The sequence below is a fragment of the Thioalkalivibrio sp. AKL10 genome, from assembly GCF_000381845.1.
GTDB lineage: Bacteria > Pseudomonadota > Gammaproteobacteria > Ectothiorhodospirales > Ectothiorhodospiraceae > Thioalkalivibrio > Thioalkalivibrio versutus.
In genome coordinates this window covers 1,140,239-1,157,287 of record NZ_KB907142.1, presented here as the reverse complement: position 1 = coordinate 1,157,287, position 17,049 = coordinate 1,140,239, and the positions used below count along the sequence as shown (strand labels likewise).

15 protein-coding genes are annotated in these 17,049 nt (G+C 61.8%); 8 read left to right on the top strand and 7 right to left on the bottom strand.

The genetic code is table 11. The annotated features are described in order from the left end of the window. Window positions 1-2: 2 nt before the first annotated feature. Together G333_RS14640 and G333_RS14635 are read left to right on the top strand one after the other, a co-directional pair. A complete protein-coding gene (locus tag G333_RS14640; RefSeq protein WP_081624500.1) occupies window positions 3-794 on the top strand; it encodes a lipopolysaccharide kinase InaA family protein in 792 nt (263 codons plus the stop codon). A gap of 15 nt (window positions 795-809) precedes the next feature. Continuing rightward, a complete protein-coding gene (locus tag G333_RS14635; protein ID WP_231373022.1) occupies window positions 810-1,835 on the top strand; it encodes a glycosyltransferase family 9 protein in 1,026 nt (341 codons plus the stop codon). Between the two features lie 11 nt (window positions 1,836-1,846). Here G333_RS14635 and G333_RS0105530 read toward each other — a convergent pair whose 3' ends face one another. Beyond that, window positions 1,847-2,662, bottom strand: a complete 816-nt coding sequence (locus G333_RS0105530; RefSeq protein ID WP_019627911.1) for a hypothetical protein — start codon at window positions 2,660-2,662, stop codon at window positions 1,847-1,849. A 105-nt stretch (window positions 2,663-2,767) separates the two neighbouring features. On the opposite strand from G333_RS0105530, the gene G333_RS0105525 reads away from it, so the two are divergent. From G333_RS0105525 to G333_RS0105510, 3 genes are all read left to right on the top strand, one after another. Further along, a complete protein-coding gene (locus tag G333_RS0105525; RefSeq protein ID WP_019627910.1) occupies window positions 2,768-3,946 on the top strand; it encodes a glycosyltransferase in 1,179 nt (392 codons plus the stop codon). A 44-nt stretch (window positions 3,947-3,990) separates the two neighbouring features. Continuing rightward, on the top strand, window positions 3,991-5,232 hold the full coding sequence (locus tag G333_RS15160; RefSeq protein ID WP_231373021.1) for a glycosyltransferase: 1,242 nt from the start codon (window positions 3,991-3,993) through the stop codon (window positions 5,230-5,232). A gap of 165 nt (window positions 5,233-5,397) precedes the next feature. Further along, window positions 5,398-6,063: a sulfotransferase family protein gene (locus G333_RS0105510; protein ID WP_019627907.1), complete on the top strand. Its 666-nt coding sequence runs from the start codon at window positions 5,398-5,400 to the stop codon at window positions 6,061-6,063. A gap of 154 nt (window positions 6,064-6,217) precedes the next feature. Here the strand turns inward: G333_RS0105510 and G333_RS0105505 are convergent, their stop codons facing one another. Together G333_RS0105505 and G333_RS0105500 are read right to left on the bottom strand one after the other, a co-directional pair. After that, on the bottom strand, window positions 6,218-7,453 hold the full coding sequence (locus G333_RS0105505; RefSeq protein ID WP_019627906.1) for an O-antigen ligase: 1,236 nt from the start codon (window positions 7,451-7,453) through the stop codon (window positions 6,218-6,220). Window positions 7,454-7,488: 35 nt separating this feature from the next. After that, entirely contained in the window at window positions 7,489-8,328 is an 840-nt protein-coding gene (locus tag G333_RS0105500; RefSeq protein ID WP_019627905.1) for a glycosyltransferase, read from the bottom strand. A 233-nt stretch (window positions 8,329-8,561) separates the two neighbouring features. Between G333_RS0105500 and msbA the strand changes: the two genes are divergently transcribed. The 3 genes from msbA (at window position 8,562) to G333_RS0105485 (ending at window position 12,856) form a co-directional block, all read left to right on the top strand. Further along, complete coding sequence (gene msbA, locus G333_RS0105495) at window positions 8,562-10,340, top strand: lipid A export permease/ATP-binding protein MsbA (protein WP_019627904.1); 1,779 nt, start codon at window positions 8,562-8,564, stop codon at window positions 10,338-10,340. Between the two features lie 415 nt (window positions 10,341-10,755). Next, window positions 10,756-11,730: a lysophospholipid acyltransferase family protein gene (locus G333_RS0105490; protein ID WP_019627903.1), complete on the top strand. Its 975-nt coding sequence runs from the start codon at window positions 10,756-10,758 to the stop codon at window positions 11,728-11,730. 7 nt (window positions 11,731-11,737) lie between these two features. After that, window positions 11,738-12,856 carry a glycosyltransferase family 9 protein gene (locus G333_RS0105485; protein WP_019627902.1) on the top strand — a complete coding sequence of 373 codons (1,119 nt, stop codon included), beginning with the start codon at window positions 11,738-11,740 and terminating at the stop codon, window positions 12,854-12,856. Here G333_RS0105485 and G333_RS0105480 read toward each other — a convergent pair. From G333_RS0105480 to hldE, 4 genes are all read right to left on the bottom strand, one after another. Further along, complete coding sequence (locus G333_RS0105480) at window positions 12,826-13,569, bottom strand: 3-deoxy-D-manno-octulosonic acid kinase (RefSeq protein WP_019562770.1); 744 nt, start codon at window positions 13,567-13,569, stop codon at window positions 12,826-12,828. The genes G333_RS0105485 and G333_RS0105480 overlap by 31 nt on opposite strands. Window positions 13,570-13,571: 2 nt before the next feature. Next, on the bottom strand, window positions 13,572-14,492 hold the full coding sequence (locus G333_RS0105475) for a Kdo hydroxylase family protein (protein WP_019627901.1): 921 nt from the start codon (window positions 14,490-14,492) through the stop codon (window positions 13,572-13,574). Window positions 14,493-14,507: 15 nt separating this feature from the next. Continuing rightward, complete coding sequence (gene rfaD / locus G333_RS0105470; RefSeq protein ID WP_019562768.1) at window positions 14,508-15,461, bottom strand: ADP-glyceromanno-heptose 6-epimerase; 954 nt, start codon at window positions 15,459-15,461, stop codon at window positions 14,508-14,510. 88 nt (window positions 15,462-15,549) lie between these two features. Then, window positions 15,550-16,983, bottom strand: coding sequence for a bifunctional D-glycero-beta-D-manno-heptose-7-phosphate kinase/D-glycero-beta-D-manno-heptose 1-phosphate adenylyltransferase HldE (gene hldE / locus G333_RS0105465; protein ID WP_026182083.1), 1,434 nt, complete (start codon window positions 16,981-16,983; stop codon window positions 15,550-15,552). Between the last annotated feature and the right edge of the window lie 66 nt (window positions 16,984-17,049).

Genomic DNA, 17,049 nt, shown 5'->3' with positions numbered 1-17,049 from the left:
CAATGAACTCGAACAGCCAAAGCATCCGGCTAACTTCCGGGTTTTGCGGTGCCGGCAATCCCGACCACCCTGTCGTGAAAGCGCTCCAGGCGGGGCACCCCGTACTCGACGGGGCTCGGCGCGAATGCCTGAAGACCAATGCCCAGGCCGAGAGCGGGCTCCTTTTCTCGGACTTCTCGCCCGACCCTGTCTTTTACAAGCGGTATCCATCCCGATGGAGAAACCGGATTCTTGGGCATCTTGGCATTCGCTCCCGTGCCCGCCGGGTTTGGGAGTTCTCGACCTACCTGAAAGGACATAACGCGCCGGTTGCCACACCTCTGGCCTACCTGGACGGCTCGGCGGAAAGCTGGTTCTTCTGCGAAGCTCTGCCCCAACACCCAAGCCTGAATCAATGGCTAGAAGACGATGCGCTACCGGACGCGGCCCTACTCAGTGAACAGGCCGCTCAAGCGATCGCCACGTTGCACAACGCGGGGGTTGTACACCGTGATTTCAAGTGGGGAAACGTGCTGTTCTCAGCCACAGGAGACCTCATCATCGCCGACCTGGATGGCGCGCGGTTCCATCACCAGCCGCGCCGGGCGGATCTCGCCCGCGACTTGGCCCGTTTCTCCGTTAACGGGCTCGAGGTTGGCCTGACGCAAAGCTGGGCGCGGTCCTTCATCGGCCGTTATTGCAAGATTCGCGGCATTCCCGTTGAACGGCTTCTTCCCGCGGTCGCCCGCTCCGTCACCGTCATTAGCAAACGGCACCAGAAGCGCTATCGTCGCCCCCCTGTCAGCCTGACCTGAGCTTTGGACATCGAAGTGAAAAACCAAGATCGACTTGTACAACTCATGCTGGATCGGCACCTGGGAAATTTTCTCGTCGCCACACCGGTCCTCTCTGCTCTGGCCCAACACGAGAAAAATCTCATCGTCATTCATGAACCTCACGCCGAACTCGCGAAACGGATCCCAACGCTAAAGGGCCCGATTGTCACACTGCCCAGAACGGGCAGCCCGGCAAGGGACTTCATCGGATTCATCAAGCTACTCCATACAGTCCGCTCCACAAGACCCACGATTGCCCTCGATTTCGGCGGCAGCGGCAGCGGGGGCTGGCTCGGAGCCATGAGTGGCGCCCCACGGCGAATCTGTCGAGACAGCGCACCGTATGCTCGGCGCTTCAGTGAGCACGTAGCAAAGCCAGAGGGGATGCAACACCGCATCGAAATCTACGGCGCCATAGGGCGAGCTGTCGTACCCGAACTGGAATGGGGATGGCCCAAGCTTGAGCCACTGTCTTCTGACCACGCAAACCTTGAAGAGACTCTGCGTGCGCACGAAATAGACTCGGAGCGCCCGATGATCTGCCTGCATGTAGCCGGAGGGAAGGAATACAAGCACTGGCCGTTGCCGAAATATGCTCAGGTAATCAACACATTACGCCGCGAAGGGAAACAGCCCATTCTGATCGGTGCGGGGCCTGACCGCACAGCGGCGCAGGAGGTTCAGGCTCTGTGCGAGGACCCGCCGGTCAACCTGGTGCAGCGACTGGGCATTGGAAGCCTCATCGCTCTCTTCGAGCGCGCGTCTCTTTTCATTGGCAACGACAGTGGCCCCATGCACATGGCTGCCGCAACGGGCACACCGATTGTTGCGTTGTTCGGGCCGACGGATCCCGTCCGCTGGGGCCCTCTAACCAACCGGGCCCTGATCGTTCGCGGCACGGAACATATACCGCCGGAACAAGGAAAGAAGAAGTTTGCCGACGGTCGCCGAATGGACAGCGTCCAGGTCGATGACGTGGTGAACGCCATTCGCCTCTCCGAGAAGCGCTTTGCAAAGTAGCTGGAAGAACCTTAAGTCCTTCGACCAAGCGCGTGGCCACCACTCACCAAATTCTCTCGTAGCGGCTCTTGTACCGCGCGTCGAATGCCGGGCAGGTATTTTCGCTGGATCAACCTGGCTGCCCGCGGCCAGACCCGTGGAATCCGTGAGGCGTGAGCCAGCCCCAGGGTGCAATACACTCTTCTGCGAAACGCCACCCCCCGAAAGGTGCGAAACGGAATGGCCGCCAGCCGAGAACTCTCTTCTCGAACTCCCTCCAGAAAGGCTCGCTGAGCTTCCACCGGATCCCCTTCCTCCAGATGAACTAGCGGATCCAGAAGCAAACGCCGGTACAGGTACCCCAGCAGGCGGTGGCCAGCGAGAGTTCGACGCCAGAGGGGTTCAGCGAATGCGGCCGCATAATCCAGGTGCATCGCACGGCCGCGGCTGACATCGAAGAGCACATTGTCCATATTGCGGTCCTTCATTCCCGCAATGAAGGCTGCTGGAAGCGATTGCCCCAGGCCATAAAACAGCTTCTCTCGTTCAGGGCCGCCAGGCTCCCGATCGACAATGGCAGCGACGGACTTTGCGGGGCTGTAAGGCATGGCCACCCAGCCAGCATCGATCACCTGAACCGGGAAAGCGGGCACTCCCAGCGCGGAGAGCACCTCGCTAACGGTGACCTCCTTGTCCGCATCAACTGTGCTCTTGACCACCAGGGTCTCCTGGCCGGCTCGCACCAGAAATACCTCGCGAACCAGCCGCTCCACCTGAATAGCCGGAGTACGGAGTTGCTCGGACAGCCGATCGCGAACGCCAGATGGTAGACTCTGCGTTCGATCCATTCGCGTTGACGATTGCACGTTCTCTCCCAATAACGACCTCGCTGCCCCGGCACCCCCCGCAAGAGCGCGCGGATTACAGCGGGCCACAAGCCACTACATGATGTCATGACCGATACACCAGAAGAGCGGCCCCTCGCCAACCAGCATATCCTCATCGTGCTGGAGAAAAAGGGCCATGTGGGTGCCAACGTCCGAGAACACTTTCGCGTCTACCGCGAGGCAGGCGCCCGCCTCACTCTGTGTTTCTTGACCGGCGACGGCTCGGAGTACCAGTCCGACTGCCCGGATGACAACGTTACCGGACTGCGTCTCAGCGACAAGGCAACCAGACGGAACCGAATCGCAACCGCATGGCGCCTGGCGCGAGTCCTGCGAAGGGACCGACCAGACGTCATGATTGGGGATCAGTACAAATGCGTCGCGAGTCTGCTACTTGCCAGCGTCATCGCTCGCCATGGCCGCCCGATCTACGCACTGCTGCGCGGATACTATGCAACGGATTCCAGAAGCCGTCGGCGCTACTACCAAGCATTCCGCAAGCGCCTCACGGGCATACTGACCTTGACCGTCGCACAGAGAGACCGCTTCATCGCGAACATGCCATGGTATCCAACAGACAGAATCTCCGTGGTCCATAACTATATCGACGCCCACCGCCTGCGCACGACAATGCTGCCCAGGACAGAAGCACGCGCAAGACTCGGACTGGATCAAGACCAGTTCGTCTTCGGCTGTGTGGCGCGTTTTGACAGCTACAAACGCATCACTGATCTACTAAAGGCCTTTGCGAAGCTGCAGACACAAGGCGCCGCCCAAGCGCAACTCGTCATAATAGGCGACGGGAAAGAGCGCGCAGCTCTTCATGCCGAGACCAGAGATCTGGGTATTCATTCACGCACCCTGTTCACAGGCTTTTTAGCAGGTGCCAACCGATACATGCAGGCATTCGACGTATTCGTTCTGCCGTCCGAAGGTGACAACTTCGCCAGGGTCTTCCTCGAAGCGATGGCGGCCGAGATCCCTGTCGTAGGGGTACGCGGCGGCGGAACACCCGAAGTCCTCGGAACGACCGGCTACATCGCCCCTCCCCGCGATCCGGCCGCGCTGTCCGAGGTCCTCGACCAACTCATCCGCCTTTCTCCGGATGAGCGATGCGCTGCTGGGCGGAAGGGGCGGGAGGAGTCGGAGATCCGATTCACGCGGGAGAGGCTCCGACATCAGCTACTCGGCGCCCTGAGCGGGAGCATGATGCAAGCTCGAACGCTTCAGCCTGATGGCATGTAGATGCCTGTCGATCACTTGTGCCTGCGCCTGCGCCTGACCCAGCGATGAAACCTTCTGAAAAAGGGCCGCAAGGGCCTGACCAATACCCCGAGCGTGTGGGGATCGTATTTGCCCACATGCGCCACCTTTACGGCGCCGGTGGAGGGCTCGAACGAAATCGCTGGAACCTCGCCAACGAGTTTCTCCGCATGGGCATCAAGGTGGACTTGCTGGTGTTGAATCCGGACGGGCTGGAACACCTTGCCGACCAACCCGATCGGCATGCCATTCGTCTGCGGCGCGAACACCCAATAGCAACGCGCATCCGCGCGCTCAACAGCGCGCCCGATACCTGGAAGGAATTACTCAAGCCCGTGATCCTCCCAGCAAAAGGGGCCAAGCCGCTTCGCTATCTAAGAAGCATCCAGCAATATATCGAAGGGTATCGCCCCGAGCGGATAATCGGAGGAGGAACCCAGGAAAACCTGACACTTGCCATCGCTCGATCCGGCACAGCGCACAAACCTCGCCTGACCCTTAGCGAACATAACCCTTTATCGAACACGCTTACGACAGAAAAACATCGTCGACTCTGGCGCTGGTACCACCTGCGCCCCCTGCTGCGGCGCATGTATTTGCAGGCCGACTCGCTCGTGGCGATCTCTGACGCAGTAGCCGATGATCTGGCGAACACGCTCGATCTGCCAAGAGACCGCATCAAGACCGTCTACAACCCGGTAGTCACAGATGCCCTGTGGGAGCGGATCCGCGAGCCACTCGATCACCCTTGGTTCGCCGAAAGCTCCCCCCCAGTGATCCTGAATGTCGGGCGGATGACCGCTCAGAAGGACCAGGCTACGCTGATCCAGGCATTCGCGGCCGCGCGACAAACGCGCCCACTCCGGTTAATGATCCTGGGTGACGGACCAGAGCGCGCCAATCTGGAGAGACTGGCTGACGAACTCGGTATTCGACAGGATATCCACATGCCGGGGTTCGCCGCGAACCCGCTAAAGTATATGGTTCGGGCATCAGTCTTCGTCCTCACCTCGCGCTGGGAAGGTTTTGGTAACGTGCTCGTCGAAGCGCTGGCATCGGGCTGCCCTGTTGTTGCCACCAACTGCCCGGGGGGACCCGCTGAAATCCTGGATCACGGTCGCTTCGGCACCATGGTGTCATCCGACCCGGTACAGATCTCAGAGGCCCTGCTGGCCACGATCGACTCCCCCCCCGATCGCTTGCTCCTGAAAGACCGGGCCTCCCAGTTCACCGCCGCCCGGGCCGCAGCACACTACCTGTCCCCCTGACCGGCGACATCACGAACCTGATCGAGCCTATTTCCAACTGTTGCGCCAGATGAAGCAAAGGTACCGACCATGGGGTTGCGAACGCATCTGAAAGTCCACCTGTCGCCTTTCTTTCTCCGCTACCCGTGTCGATACGGTACCACCAGGGTCGACACTCGAATTGCCGTGGACCGAGAACGGCGTTTCATCTATTTCCGCATACCAAAAGCGGCCAATTCCACTGTCAGCTATGCCATCAGCAATATCGAAACCGAAAACGGCGACAGCGCCGGAGCCTACAAATCCGGATACGATCGTGCGAGCTCATTGGGGTTCTTGGAGACCTACCGCCTTCACCAGCGGTTCTTCCTCTTTTCGGTTGTTCGAAACCCATATACCCGCGTAGCATCAGCATATTTGGACAAGATCCAAGGGCAAAAGCGTCAAAGAACCCCCGTCGCGAGAGCGCTGGGCCGCGCGAGCACCGCTCCAATCACCTTCCAAGAGTTCTGCGCATACCTCGCGAAAGGCGGCTATCGCGACGACGTCCACTGGTTTCGCCAAACGGATCTGATTCCGTGCGGAATTGACCGTCTAGACTACCTGGGCTCCGTCGAAACACTCACGAAGGATCTGAACGCCATCCGCACCCAACTCTCACTTACAAGCGAAACCGGCCGATCCGACTGGAAACATGGCAAGACAGGCGCCTCGTCGCGCCTATTTGAACTATACGACGATGAAAGTCGGATCTGCGTTTTTGAAACGTACAAGCAAGACTTCGAGCTGCTCGGGTATGCAAAGAGCTTGGACAAGAACGACCAGCCCCCTTTGCGAGCTTCGATGGCCTAAAACTCAAAAAAGTCAGACGGATGGAGAACTCTCTCTAAAGGAACTGAGGCGCCTCAATTATGGAGGCGAGGGAAACGAAAACCACAGCCGGAACCGAATCTAGCTAACGCTGAAGCATTTTTTGGGAATCAGGTTCCGCCCGATATCCTTATCCTCAAGTGGGACGGCATCGTAGTTCGTACCCAATCAGCAGTGCGAGAGGAACCCAGAGGCCAAGCCAGAAATGCGGATTTACCCGGTGAATGATCTCGTGGCCATCAAACGACAACATCACGATACCGCCGACGAACATCGATATACCAAACGCTAGTCCGGCAATACGTTCCCGACTCGTCATCCCCACTTGTTGAACAGCCTCTCGGGTAGCAACTAGCACCAAGAGTGCCCAAGCGAGTGCCCCCCAAATACCGGCTACCAGCATCGACATCAGCCAGATACTGTGTGGGCTGTAATACGTTCGGCCATCACCGCCCATGACGGCACGATCCAGGATGAGCCCCTCGCCGTACCAGGGGTTCTGCATGATGCGATCGACAACGGCCGACCAGACAGTAAAGCGATTAGCATCCGCACGTTCGATGAAGCTTCGGAACCCAAAATCCATGACGTGAGTTACGACTACAAACGCCCCCACCCCGAAGACGAGCCCCAACAGCACCTTCCAGTATCGAAAATATGCAAGCTGGACGACCGCCCCGACCGAGAATCCGAGCAGTAGCGCACGGCTTTGCGCAAGAAGAATAAACGCCACCCCGACTGCGACGCCGACCCAGCCCAGAATCCGCAGATACCCCTTGTCCCGATTCAAGGCGACGGCCAATCCGATTAGCGCTACCAGCAAGAATCCGACGGAACCGCGATTCGGACTGTCGCGGTAAAAGGCCATGTTGTTCAGTCGCGCCGAGGGAAACGGATGATCCGCGTAGTAAACCCCGATGGAATACACGAGAACAACAGCCGCTATGGGTATCAATACCAGCACCAGACGATCGAACCAGTCGTCACGGGTGGCTACAACCCAGGCTGTCGCCGAGACAAAAATGAGCGTCAGTAGCGCATAGCGGATCCTGTCATAGAGTTCGTCGGCGTTAACTAGACTTGGGTCACTCCAAAACATCGAGGCCGAGAGCACTCCGACCCACAGGATCAGAAACTGGAAGACTCGAGAAGAAAGGAGGAAGCCCCAGTCCTGCCACCTCATGGCTATCAGGAACGGCAACACTATCAGGAGGTAGAGAACATCGCGATGAAAGCGGGTACTCCAAGCGGCAAGGAACCCCGCAAGGAATATAGCCAGCGCCCAGCCGAGCCACTGGGAATCCCTGACCCAGGCACGGAACCGGGCAAAAAACCAGAATCCGCGCCCCCGGAAGAGTGCGCCAGCATTCACGGCATCAGCCTCGCCCGATCAGCGGGATTCTGTGCTCATCGATCAAGAGCCGTATTGGTTTGCAGCTCCTGCACCCAAGCCTCGTCAAACAGCGAATCACGTCGGGTCTCGAGCTTCTGCTGGTTCCGGCGATGGGTCTTCTCGGGGGAGACAGCAGCAGTGCCATGCCCAAGGTGGACGATGCGCGGCATCATGGTACGCACTGGAACAACTTTGGTCGGGTACCCCTTGTCCCAGAGCTGGGCGGAAATCGAGTAGCCACCACTCTGGTCGTAGAAACCCTTTTTGCCCTCAACACTGCGGAAAGTGAGCCCCTCGTCCAGCAGAATCTGGCGGCGATACATCGCACAGAAGTCCTTGGGATAGTGACCCTGCTTCCACACGTAGCGCTTCTTGCGCAGCCCAAGAGCGTACTTGATGTTGCTACGGATCACGTGAAAGACACGCTTCTGGAACTCATAGACAGGGTTCTTCAGCTCCAGCTTCCATGTGCCCACACCACCAAGACGGGGATCATCTCCCATCGCCTTGAGGTATTCGTCCAGCCAGTCCTCGCGCTTTACAAACAGGTCCGTATGCATCGTAACCAGAAACTCGCCTGTGGCCTCTTTCAACGCGATATCGTGCGAGGTCCAGACGTTGTGCGGGAAATTGAACAGCCCCTCTTCCGGTCGCTCGATCAAGCGGATCCATTCCAGCGAACGCAGGTACTCCAGGCTTTCGTCTTTCGAACCATTGTCGATGACGATGACCTCCACATCCTTGCCGCGCGTGTTCTTGCGGATCGAACGCAGGCACGGCTGCAGCAGAGGCAGGACCTGCCAGTGAGGAATCGAGATGCTGATACGACCGGGAACAATGGTATGGCTCGACATAAACTACTCCGGATAGGCTGCGCACAAGCGCCCACATCAGGGGACATGGCAGGTCAGGCGCGCATGCTACCATGCGGCCAGTATCGCGTCCCTGATCCTGGGACGGATCCGGACGTCTGTTATCATGCGCACCATCTCGGCTTACTGACCCGGCTTGCGCTCCGCTTGCCCAGGTGCGCCGCACATCAATGCAGTGTCGCCAAGCCTAGCACCTAGCCTGCCAAGGAACCCAGATGGGCGCCCGCTCGATCGACCAGAACCCGAACCACCCGACCGCTGGCAAGTCCTGGCACCTTTACAAACGCATCTTTGCGTTCATCAAGCCCTACTGGCGCCTGGGCGTCCTGGCGATCACAGCGATGATCCTGGCCGCCGCCGGTCAGGCCGCGTTCGCCTGGATTATCCAGCCACTCGTTGACGGCACCTTTATCGAGCAAGACGCCGGCGCTCGCCTGTGGGTACCGGCTGCCCTGATCGGGATTTTCCTCTTTCACGGCTTGACCACCTTCGCTTCGGATTACAGCGTCGCCTGGATCGGGCGCAAGGTAGTGAAAGACATCCGCCAAGCGGTGTTCGAACATTATCTCCGATTGCCATCTTCGTTTTTCGACCGGCACTCCCCCGGCACCCTGCTGGCCAAGCTCACGTACAACGTGACGCAGATCAGTTCGGCCGCATCCAAGGCCATCGTCGTCCTGATTCGGGACAGCTTCACCGTCTTGTTTCTTCTGGCCTACATGACCTACCTCAGCGGTTGGCTCGTGCTCATCGTCTTCACCGTGGCGCCTATCGTCGGCCTGGTAATTACGGGCGCCAACCACAAATTCCGGAAGATCAGCCGCCGCATGCAGCAGTCAACCGGGGATTACGCGCAAATCGCTGAAGACGGGATTCGAGGCCAGACGGAGGTCAAGATCTTCGGCGCGATGGACTATGAAGCCCGACGCTTTGGTGATACCAACGAGCGGTTTCACCGCCAGGCCATGCGCCATAAGGCCGTACAGGCCGCCGCCCAGCCGTTATCGCAATTCGGAGCCATCATTGCCCTGGCCCTCATCGTCTACCTCGCAACCATGGACTTGGTACTCGAGACGATTTCGCCTGGAGGGATGGTCTCGTTTGTCGTCGCCATGCTCCTGCTGCTACCCCCACTCAAGCGCATCGTGGGCGTCAATGCCGAGATCCAGAAAGCACTGGCCGCAGGCGAGAGTGTATTCGAGGTCCTGGACACCCCTCCGGAGGCAGATAACGGCAAGCGCCCCCTGGAGCACGCCGAGGGAAAGATCGAGTTTGACCGTATCTGGCTGCGCTACCCACAACAGACCGAGTGGGTTCTGAAGGACGTGAGTCTGAACATTGCACCGGGCGAGACCGTCGCCTTGGTCGGCCGATCAGGCAGCGGCAAGACCTCCCTGGCACGACTGCTACCCCGCTTCTACGAGCCCGAACAGGGCGAGATCCGGCTGGACGGCCACCCGGTCCGGGAATACCGCCTGAAGGACCTTCGCAGCCAGATGGCATTGGTTAGCCAGCATGTCGTCTTGTTCAACGACACTCTGGCCAACAACATCGCCTACGGCCTGCCGGAAAAGCCGACCGAACAGCAATTACGCGAGGCCGCCCGAGCGGCCAATGCCCTGGAATTCATCGAAAAACTTCCAGCGGGTTTCGACACGGTCGTCGGTGAGAACGGGATCATGCTCTCCGGGGGGCAGCGCCAGCGTGTGGCCATCGCCCGAGCCCTGCTGAAGGATGCCCCGATCCTGATCCTGGACGAAGCCACCTCTGCGCTGGATTCAGAATCCGAGCAGAAGATCCAGGATGCGTTGGAGACGCTCATGCGCAACCGCACCACTCTGGTCATCGCGCATCGTCTTTCCACCATCGAGGACGCCGACCGCATCGTGGTGCTGGACGCTGGGCAGATCGTGGAATCCGGGACTCACGCCGAACTGCTCGCACAGAATGGTGCCTACGCCGCCCTGCAAAAGGTCCAGTTCGCCGAGGACTAGAAACAGTGGGGCCCAAGAGGGGTTCTTTTAGGACTGACCCTGCTGGATGACCTCAGCCAGAACAGATGGAGTCACGCACCGGTGCCGCGCATCTTTAGCTGACAGGGCAGGCGAACGAGCCGACGCCGAGCATCAAGAGCCCCAACAGCGTCTCCCCGAAGATTCGGATATGGCTTCTCCCCAGGACACCCTTCCTGGAAAGCCATTGCTGGCCATCTTTTCGTCCAGCCCGCGCGCGTCGGCGGCCGCCTCAAGGACGGCCCGCGTCAATACTCGAAACCCTTCCGAAACTGAGCCCATCATCGACCGGTCCGCAATAATATCCGGACGGTCTTCCTCCACAAGTCGACCCTGTACCCTGGAGGCTCAAACGAGCCTGATATAATCGCGCGTTTGGAAGCAGCGACACCCACCCATGCCAAAGCCGCAAAGCACGCATCTGGCGCACCCGTCCAACTGGGGCCACAGCCTCGGCGTCGGCTTGCTGTGGCTTCTGGGGCACTTGCCCCCAAGTCTGGTCCTGCGCTTGGGCGAAGCACTGGGTCCCGTGACCTATGCCCTCGCTCGTCAACGTCGCCTGATCGTCCGACGCAACCTCGACCTGTGCTTTCCCGAAGCATCCCCGGCCGAACGCGAGGCGATGGCACGGGCAAACTTCCGGCACACAGGTCGCGGGTTCGCCGAACTAGCCCTGGCCTGGTTCGGCGGCCAGCGTGTCGATCGCATTCCCCTGCAGATCCGGGGTCTGGAGCATCTGCAAGCCGCCCAGGCCGACGGGGCGCCGGTGATCCTGCTGTCGGGACATTTCACATCGATCGAGATGGCCGGCCGCTTGCTGAGCCGCCGGATCGACATGGCGGTGATCTACAAGCCCATGGACCGCCGCCCCCTGGCGGACGCCACCATGCGCAAGGGACGGGCCAGTATCGGGCCGGTGCTGTCCAAGGACGATGTTCGCGGGATTGTGCGCACCCTCCGCCGAGGCACCCCGGTCTGGTATGCCGGCGACCAGAACTACCGCAGCCGGCAGAACGTGTTTGCACCGTTCTTTGGCATTCCGGCCGCCACGGTGACGGGGCTCCCGCGGCTCGCGCGGATGAGCAAGGCGCGGGTAGTGCCACTGTTCTACCACGCGTTGCCGGACAGGAAAGGCTACGAGATTGTCCTCAAGCCCGCCCTGGAGAACTATCCAACCGGCGATGACCAGGCCGATTCCGAGCGCATGAACCGCATCGTCGAAGAGGCCGTTCGCGAACACCCGGACCAGTATTTCTGGGCCCATCGCCGGTTCAAGAGCCAGCCTGACCCCGACGTGGACATGTATCCCGGCGTCCAGGACCACCGCCGCGAAAGACGCCAGCGTCGGCAGTCCCATCGGGACGGGAGTTGACCCGGAAATGCCTTCGAAACTCCCCCTGAGCGAGCCGCCGGCGTCGCTGTGCATCCTGCGCTTTTCCGCGCTGGGCGACGTCACCCACATGACCCCGGCCGTTCGCACACTCCAGCGCGAGTGGCCGCAGACCCGTCTGACCTGGGTCGTCGGCAAGGCCGAACGCGCACTGGTCGGCGACATCCCGGGTGTGGAGTTCGTGATCTTCGACAAGGGCGCCGGATGGGCCGGCTACCGTGCGCTGTGGCAACAAATGAAGGGCCGGCGCTTCGATGTTCTGCTGCACAACCAGTTCGCGCTGCGCGCCAACCTCGCGAGCCTCGGCATCCACGCCGACCTGCGCCTGGGCTATGACCGCGCCCGTTCGCGCGACCTGCATGGGCTGTTCATCAACGCGCGCATCCCCCCGCACCCCGGGCAGCACGTGATTGACATCTATTTCAGCTTCATCGAGGCCCTGGGGCTCGCCCGGCGCCACATGGTCTGGGACATCCCCGTGCCGGATGACGCGGCTGAACGGGCTCGCGAGCTTATCCCGGACGATGTCCCCACCCTGGTGATCAGCCCGTGCTCCAGTCACAGCCTGCGCAACTGGACTGCCGAGGGCTGCGCAAAGGTCGCCGACCACGCAGCGCGGGCCCACGGCTTGAAGGTCTTGATCACTGGAGGACCGTCCCGAAGCGAACAAGAGATGGGCGAGGCGGTGCTGGCACAAAGCCAGGAACAGCACGAAAACCTGACCGGGAGAACCTCGATCAAGGAAATGCTGGCCATCCTGGGACGCGCCACGGCCGTGGTCAGCCCCGATTCGGGCCCCGCCCACATGGCCAACGCCATGGGCACGCCGGTAATTGGGCTGTATGCCTGCACCAACCCCGCCCGGGCCCGCCCTTACTACAGCGGCCAGTGGTGCGTGGATCGCTATGACGAGGCAGCACGCCGCGAACTGGGCAAACCGGCTAGCGAGATCCGCTGGGGGACCAAGATCGAACGCCCCGGCGTGATGGAACTGATTCGCCCGGAGGACGTGATCGAACGATTGGACGCCTTGATGACTGCCGGTGCCCCGCGCGCCCTGCCGCCGGAGATCACCGATCAACCGTCCGAGGGCGCCCCTGCCTCGTAACCGGCGCGCAACTGCGCAAAGCAGGCGTCGGTGTAGACCCAGCGTTCGCGAATTCGCAGGCGCTTTTCCAGGTCGCGCCGAAGTCGCTGCAGGTTGGCTTCCCGCCAGTCACCATCCGTGCCTGCACGATACCGGCCGCGATCCCAGTCGATAATCGAAACCGTACCCTCGGGGGCCACCAGGATATTGCGGCTGTTGAGATCCGGATGCCAGTGCCCGGCATTGTGGAAACGGCGGATGCAGGCCCCGACTGCATGCCAGGTCGCATCGGGGACCCCTGCCTCGCCGAGGTTCTCGTCGAGCGAACGCGCTCCCGGAACCCGAACCGTGATCAGGTCCGCAGCGTACAGCGGCCCGAGCCGCACCACCCGCCCGGCCACCGGCCGCGGTACGGGCAAACCCTCGTCGAACAAGCGCGCGGTATAGAACCATTCGCGCCACGGTCGCGTATCGTCAAGGCCCTGCCACAGGTAACGATCACCGAGAGCTCGGGCGATTGTGCCTCCGCGCATATAGTGACGCAGAACCCACTCCTCGCCATTTTCGAGCGGGCTGCGGAAGAACACGACGCTGCCGCGCCCGCCTCCACGACCGGTCACCAGACCGCGGCTTTCCAGTCCGGACAAGTCGAACCACCAGGGCTCGGGGGATGCGGGCAACGCGGCATCAAAAAGCACGCGGACCCGCCCGCGACGCCAGTGGCGCCCCTCCACGCTCAGGCGGCCCGGCCGGCAGCCTCCAGCACTCCCCACGGAGAGCGCTCGGGCAGATGGCAGGCCTCGGGACGCACATAGAACGTCGCCACTAGCGCGTGCTGGCCAGAGAGCGCGGCATGGCTGACCTGGTCGGTCAGCACACACCAGCTGTGGTAGGGATCGAAGGCCAGCTCGGTCCCGCGGCCGGGGGCATTCTGGAAATCGTCGCTGTCCTTCATCCAGTTGTGCATGCGCCGCATCGCGCGGTCATAGGGCGAGGTGTCGCCGACCACCTCGAGCTGCGGAAGGTTCAGGGCGGACAACGCCCGAAGACTGCCGGTCCAGGCGCGCTCCGCCAGCCCCTGACGCAGGCACGGCGGCGGGGCGATGCCGGCGGCGCCGCCGAACTGGCGGTAGAGTTCGCCGAATTCCTCGGCCACCCGCCAGATGCGCGCCTCCTCCGGGTTGATGTTGGTAAAGAAGCGCAGCGGCCGCCAGCCGTGGGTGGCCCCGGCCGGAAAGGCGTCCACATGCAGCAACTCGTTATTGGAGTGTCGCTTGATCACCCGGCCCTTCTCCTGCACTGGGCGGAAGTTTATCTTGCGCGGGCTCCAGCCGCTGGTGAACCCCGGCAGCAAGTGCCCTAGAAAACCCTCCACCCGCTCGCCATACTCGCGCAGGATGCGACGCACGCGCTCGCCGGCATCGCCCTCGTTTTTCAGGCCGCTGATAAAGTCGCCATGCGGGTGATAGCTGATGTTCTTCAGGCTGAGCAGCCGGCCGACCTCGTCTCGCAGAAACGCCAGGTCCTGTTCGTTCGGAAGTGGCAGCCGCCCCGGCTCGAATAGCAGCACCTGGCCCTCTTCCAGCGAGCGTTCCAGGCGATCACCGGGGCTTTCGTACTCGTCCGCGCGAACGCGATGCAGGGGCTGGTCAGTCATGGTCCTTCTCCGGGGTCAGTCGGCCTGATCGGCCGCGACCGCATCGAGGTAGGCGCGCACACCGTCCTCGATATCGTGAAATTTCAGGTCACAGCCGGCCGCGCGCAGCTGCGACAGATCCGCCTGGGTATAGCTCTGGTAGCGGCCCTTCAGGTGATCCGGGAACGGGATGTATTCGATCTCGCCGCGCCCGAACCAGTCGATCGTCGCACGCGCCATGTCGTTGAAGGTCCGCGCGCGCCCGGTCCCACAATTGTAGATTCCATTCACTTCGGGATGTTCCAGCAGCCACAGCTTCAGGTTCACGCAGTCGCGGACATCGACGAAGTCGCGGCGCTGTTCGCCATCGGCATAGCCATCACAGCCCTCGAACAGGCGGACCGTATTGCCCTCGCGCAACTGGTTGCTGAAGTGATGGATCACGCTCGCCATCCCCCCCTTGTAGCCCTCGCGCGGACCATAGACGTTGAAGTAGCGAAGGCCCACGACCTGGGCCGTCAGTGAGTCCATGTGCCGGCGCAGGTACTGGTCGAACGCGAGCTTGGAGTAGCCGTAGGCATTCAGCGGGCGCTCGTGAGCGGGTTCCTCGCGGAAGGTGTCGTTGCCGCCGTACACCGCGGCCGAGGAGGCATAGATAAACGGAATGCGACGATCCTGGCACCAGTGGAACAGCTCGCGGGTGTAGGCAAAGTTGTTGCGCATGATGTAGCGCCCGTCCCACTCCGTGGTGGCCGAGCAGGCGCCCATGTGGAACACCGCCTCCACCGGCCCCAGGTGGGCATCGGCCTCGATCAGGTCGCGAAAGTCTTCCTTGTCGTGATAGTCCGCGATGATGCAGTCGGTCAGGTTCAGCGCCTTCTGGCCGTGGGTCAGGTTGTCGACCACGACAATGTCGGTGCGACCACGACGGTTGAGTTCCTTGACCAGATTGCTGCCGATAAATCCGGCACCGCCGGTAACGATGATCACGGGGACGACTCCTGAAAAAGCTGGGGATGCGCCGCATTGTACGCGGCGCACGAAAGGCGGGGAAAGCGACGTGCAGGGCAGCGGTCCGTCAGGAGTCCGCGGGCTTGCGCATGCGCTCGATCATCGACGAGGTCGAGCAACCATCAAGGAAGTCGAGGATGTCCACGCGTCCGCCGTGCGCAACCACCGCATCGTGCCCGGCGATGTCCTGCGGACGGTAGTCGCCACCCTTGACCAGTCGGTCCGGAAGGATCTCCCCGACCAGACGCGCCGGCGTATCCTCGGAAAACGGGACGACCCAGTCCACCGACGCAAGGCCGGCAAGCACGGCCATACGCTGCTCAACCGGGTTCACCGGTCGCCCTTCACCCTTCAGCCGGCGCACGGACTCGTCATCGTTCACCGCCACGATCAGGCGGTCGCCCAGACTGCGTGCACGCTCGAGATAGGCGACATGGCCGGCATGCAGAAGATCGAAGCAGCCATTGGTCATCACGATGCGCTCGCCATGCATCCGGGCATCCGCCACTGCGCGAAGCAACTCGTCCTCGGTCAACACGCCGCGCCCCGTCTGTTCCTGGTCCTGCAAAGCTCGACGCAACTCCGCAACGCTGACGGTCGCGGTACCCAGCTTGGCCACCACAATACCGGCCGCGATATTGGCCAGGGCCATTGCCTGCGGGAGTTCCAGGCCGGTTGCGAGCCCGGCCGCCAGAGTCGCAATTACGGTATCGCCGGCGCCGGTCACGTCGAACACCTCACGCGCCCGAGCTCCCAGATGCACCGGAACTGCGCCCGGACGAATCAGACTCATGCCATCCTCGCCGCGCGTCACCAGCAGCCCGTCAATGCCGCAGTCGCGAGCCAGCGCCTCGCCACGCGCGACCAGCTCGGCTTCGTCGGCGCAACGACCAACCACGGCCTCGAACTCGGTCAGATTCGGAGTAATCAGTGTCGCACCGCGATAGAGAGAAAAATCGCGCCCCTTGGGGTCCACCAGCACGGGCACCCCGGCGGCGCGCGCAGCCTCGATCAAGGGTTGGGGGTCGCGCAGCGCACCCTTGGCGTAGTCCGACAGGACCACTGCACCGGAGCCCGCCAACAACGGTTCGACCTGCGGCAGCAGGTCGGCGGCGCGGATACCCGGGAAGCCGTCCTCGAAGTCGAGGCGGATCAGTTGCTGATGGCGGCTGATGACGCGCAGCTTGGTGATAGTGGCCGCGCCCGGCTGGCGGCGGAAATGGCAGGCCACGCCCGCGCCCTCGAGCAGCCCGGCGAGTTCGGAGGCCGCCTCGTCCTCGCCAGTAACACCGACCAGATCGGCATGGCCACCGAGGGCGGCGAGGTTCAGGGCAACGTTGCCGGCACCACCCGGGCGCTGCTCGATGTCGCGCACGTGGACGACCGGGACCGGAGCCTCCGGGGAGATGCGGTCCGTACCGCCGTGCCAGTAGCGGTCGAGCATCAGATCGCCGATCACCAGCACACGGGCCTGATCAAATGAGGGGAGGGAAAGCTTCATCGGGGGTGAGCGCTGGCGCGAACAGGACTAGCCGGAATGTGCCCGCGACCGGTCAGCGTGTCATAC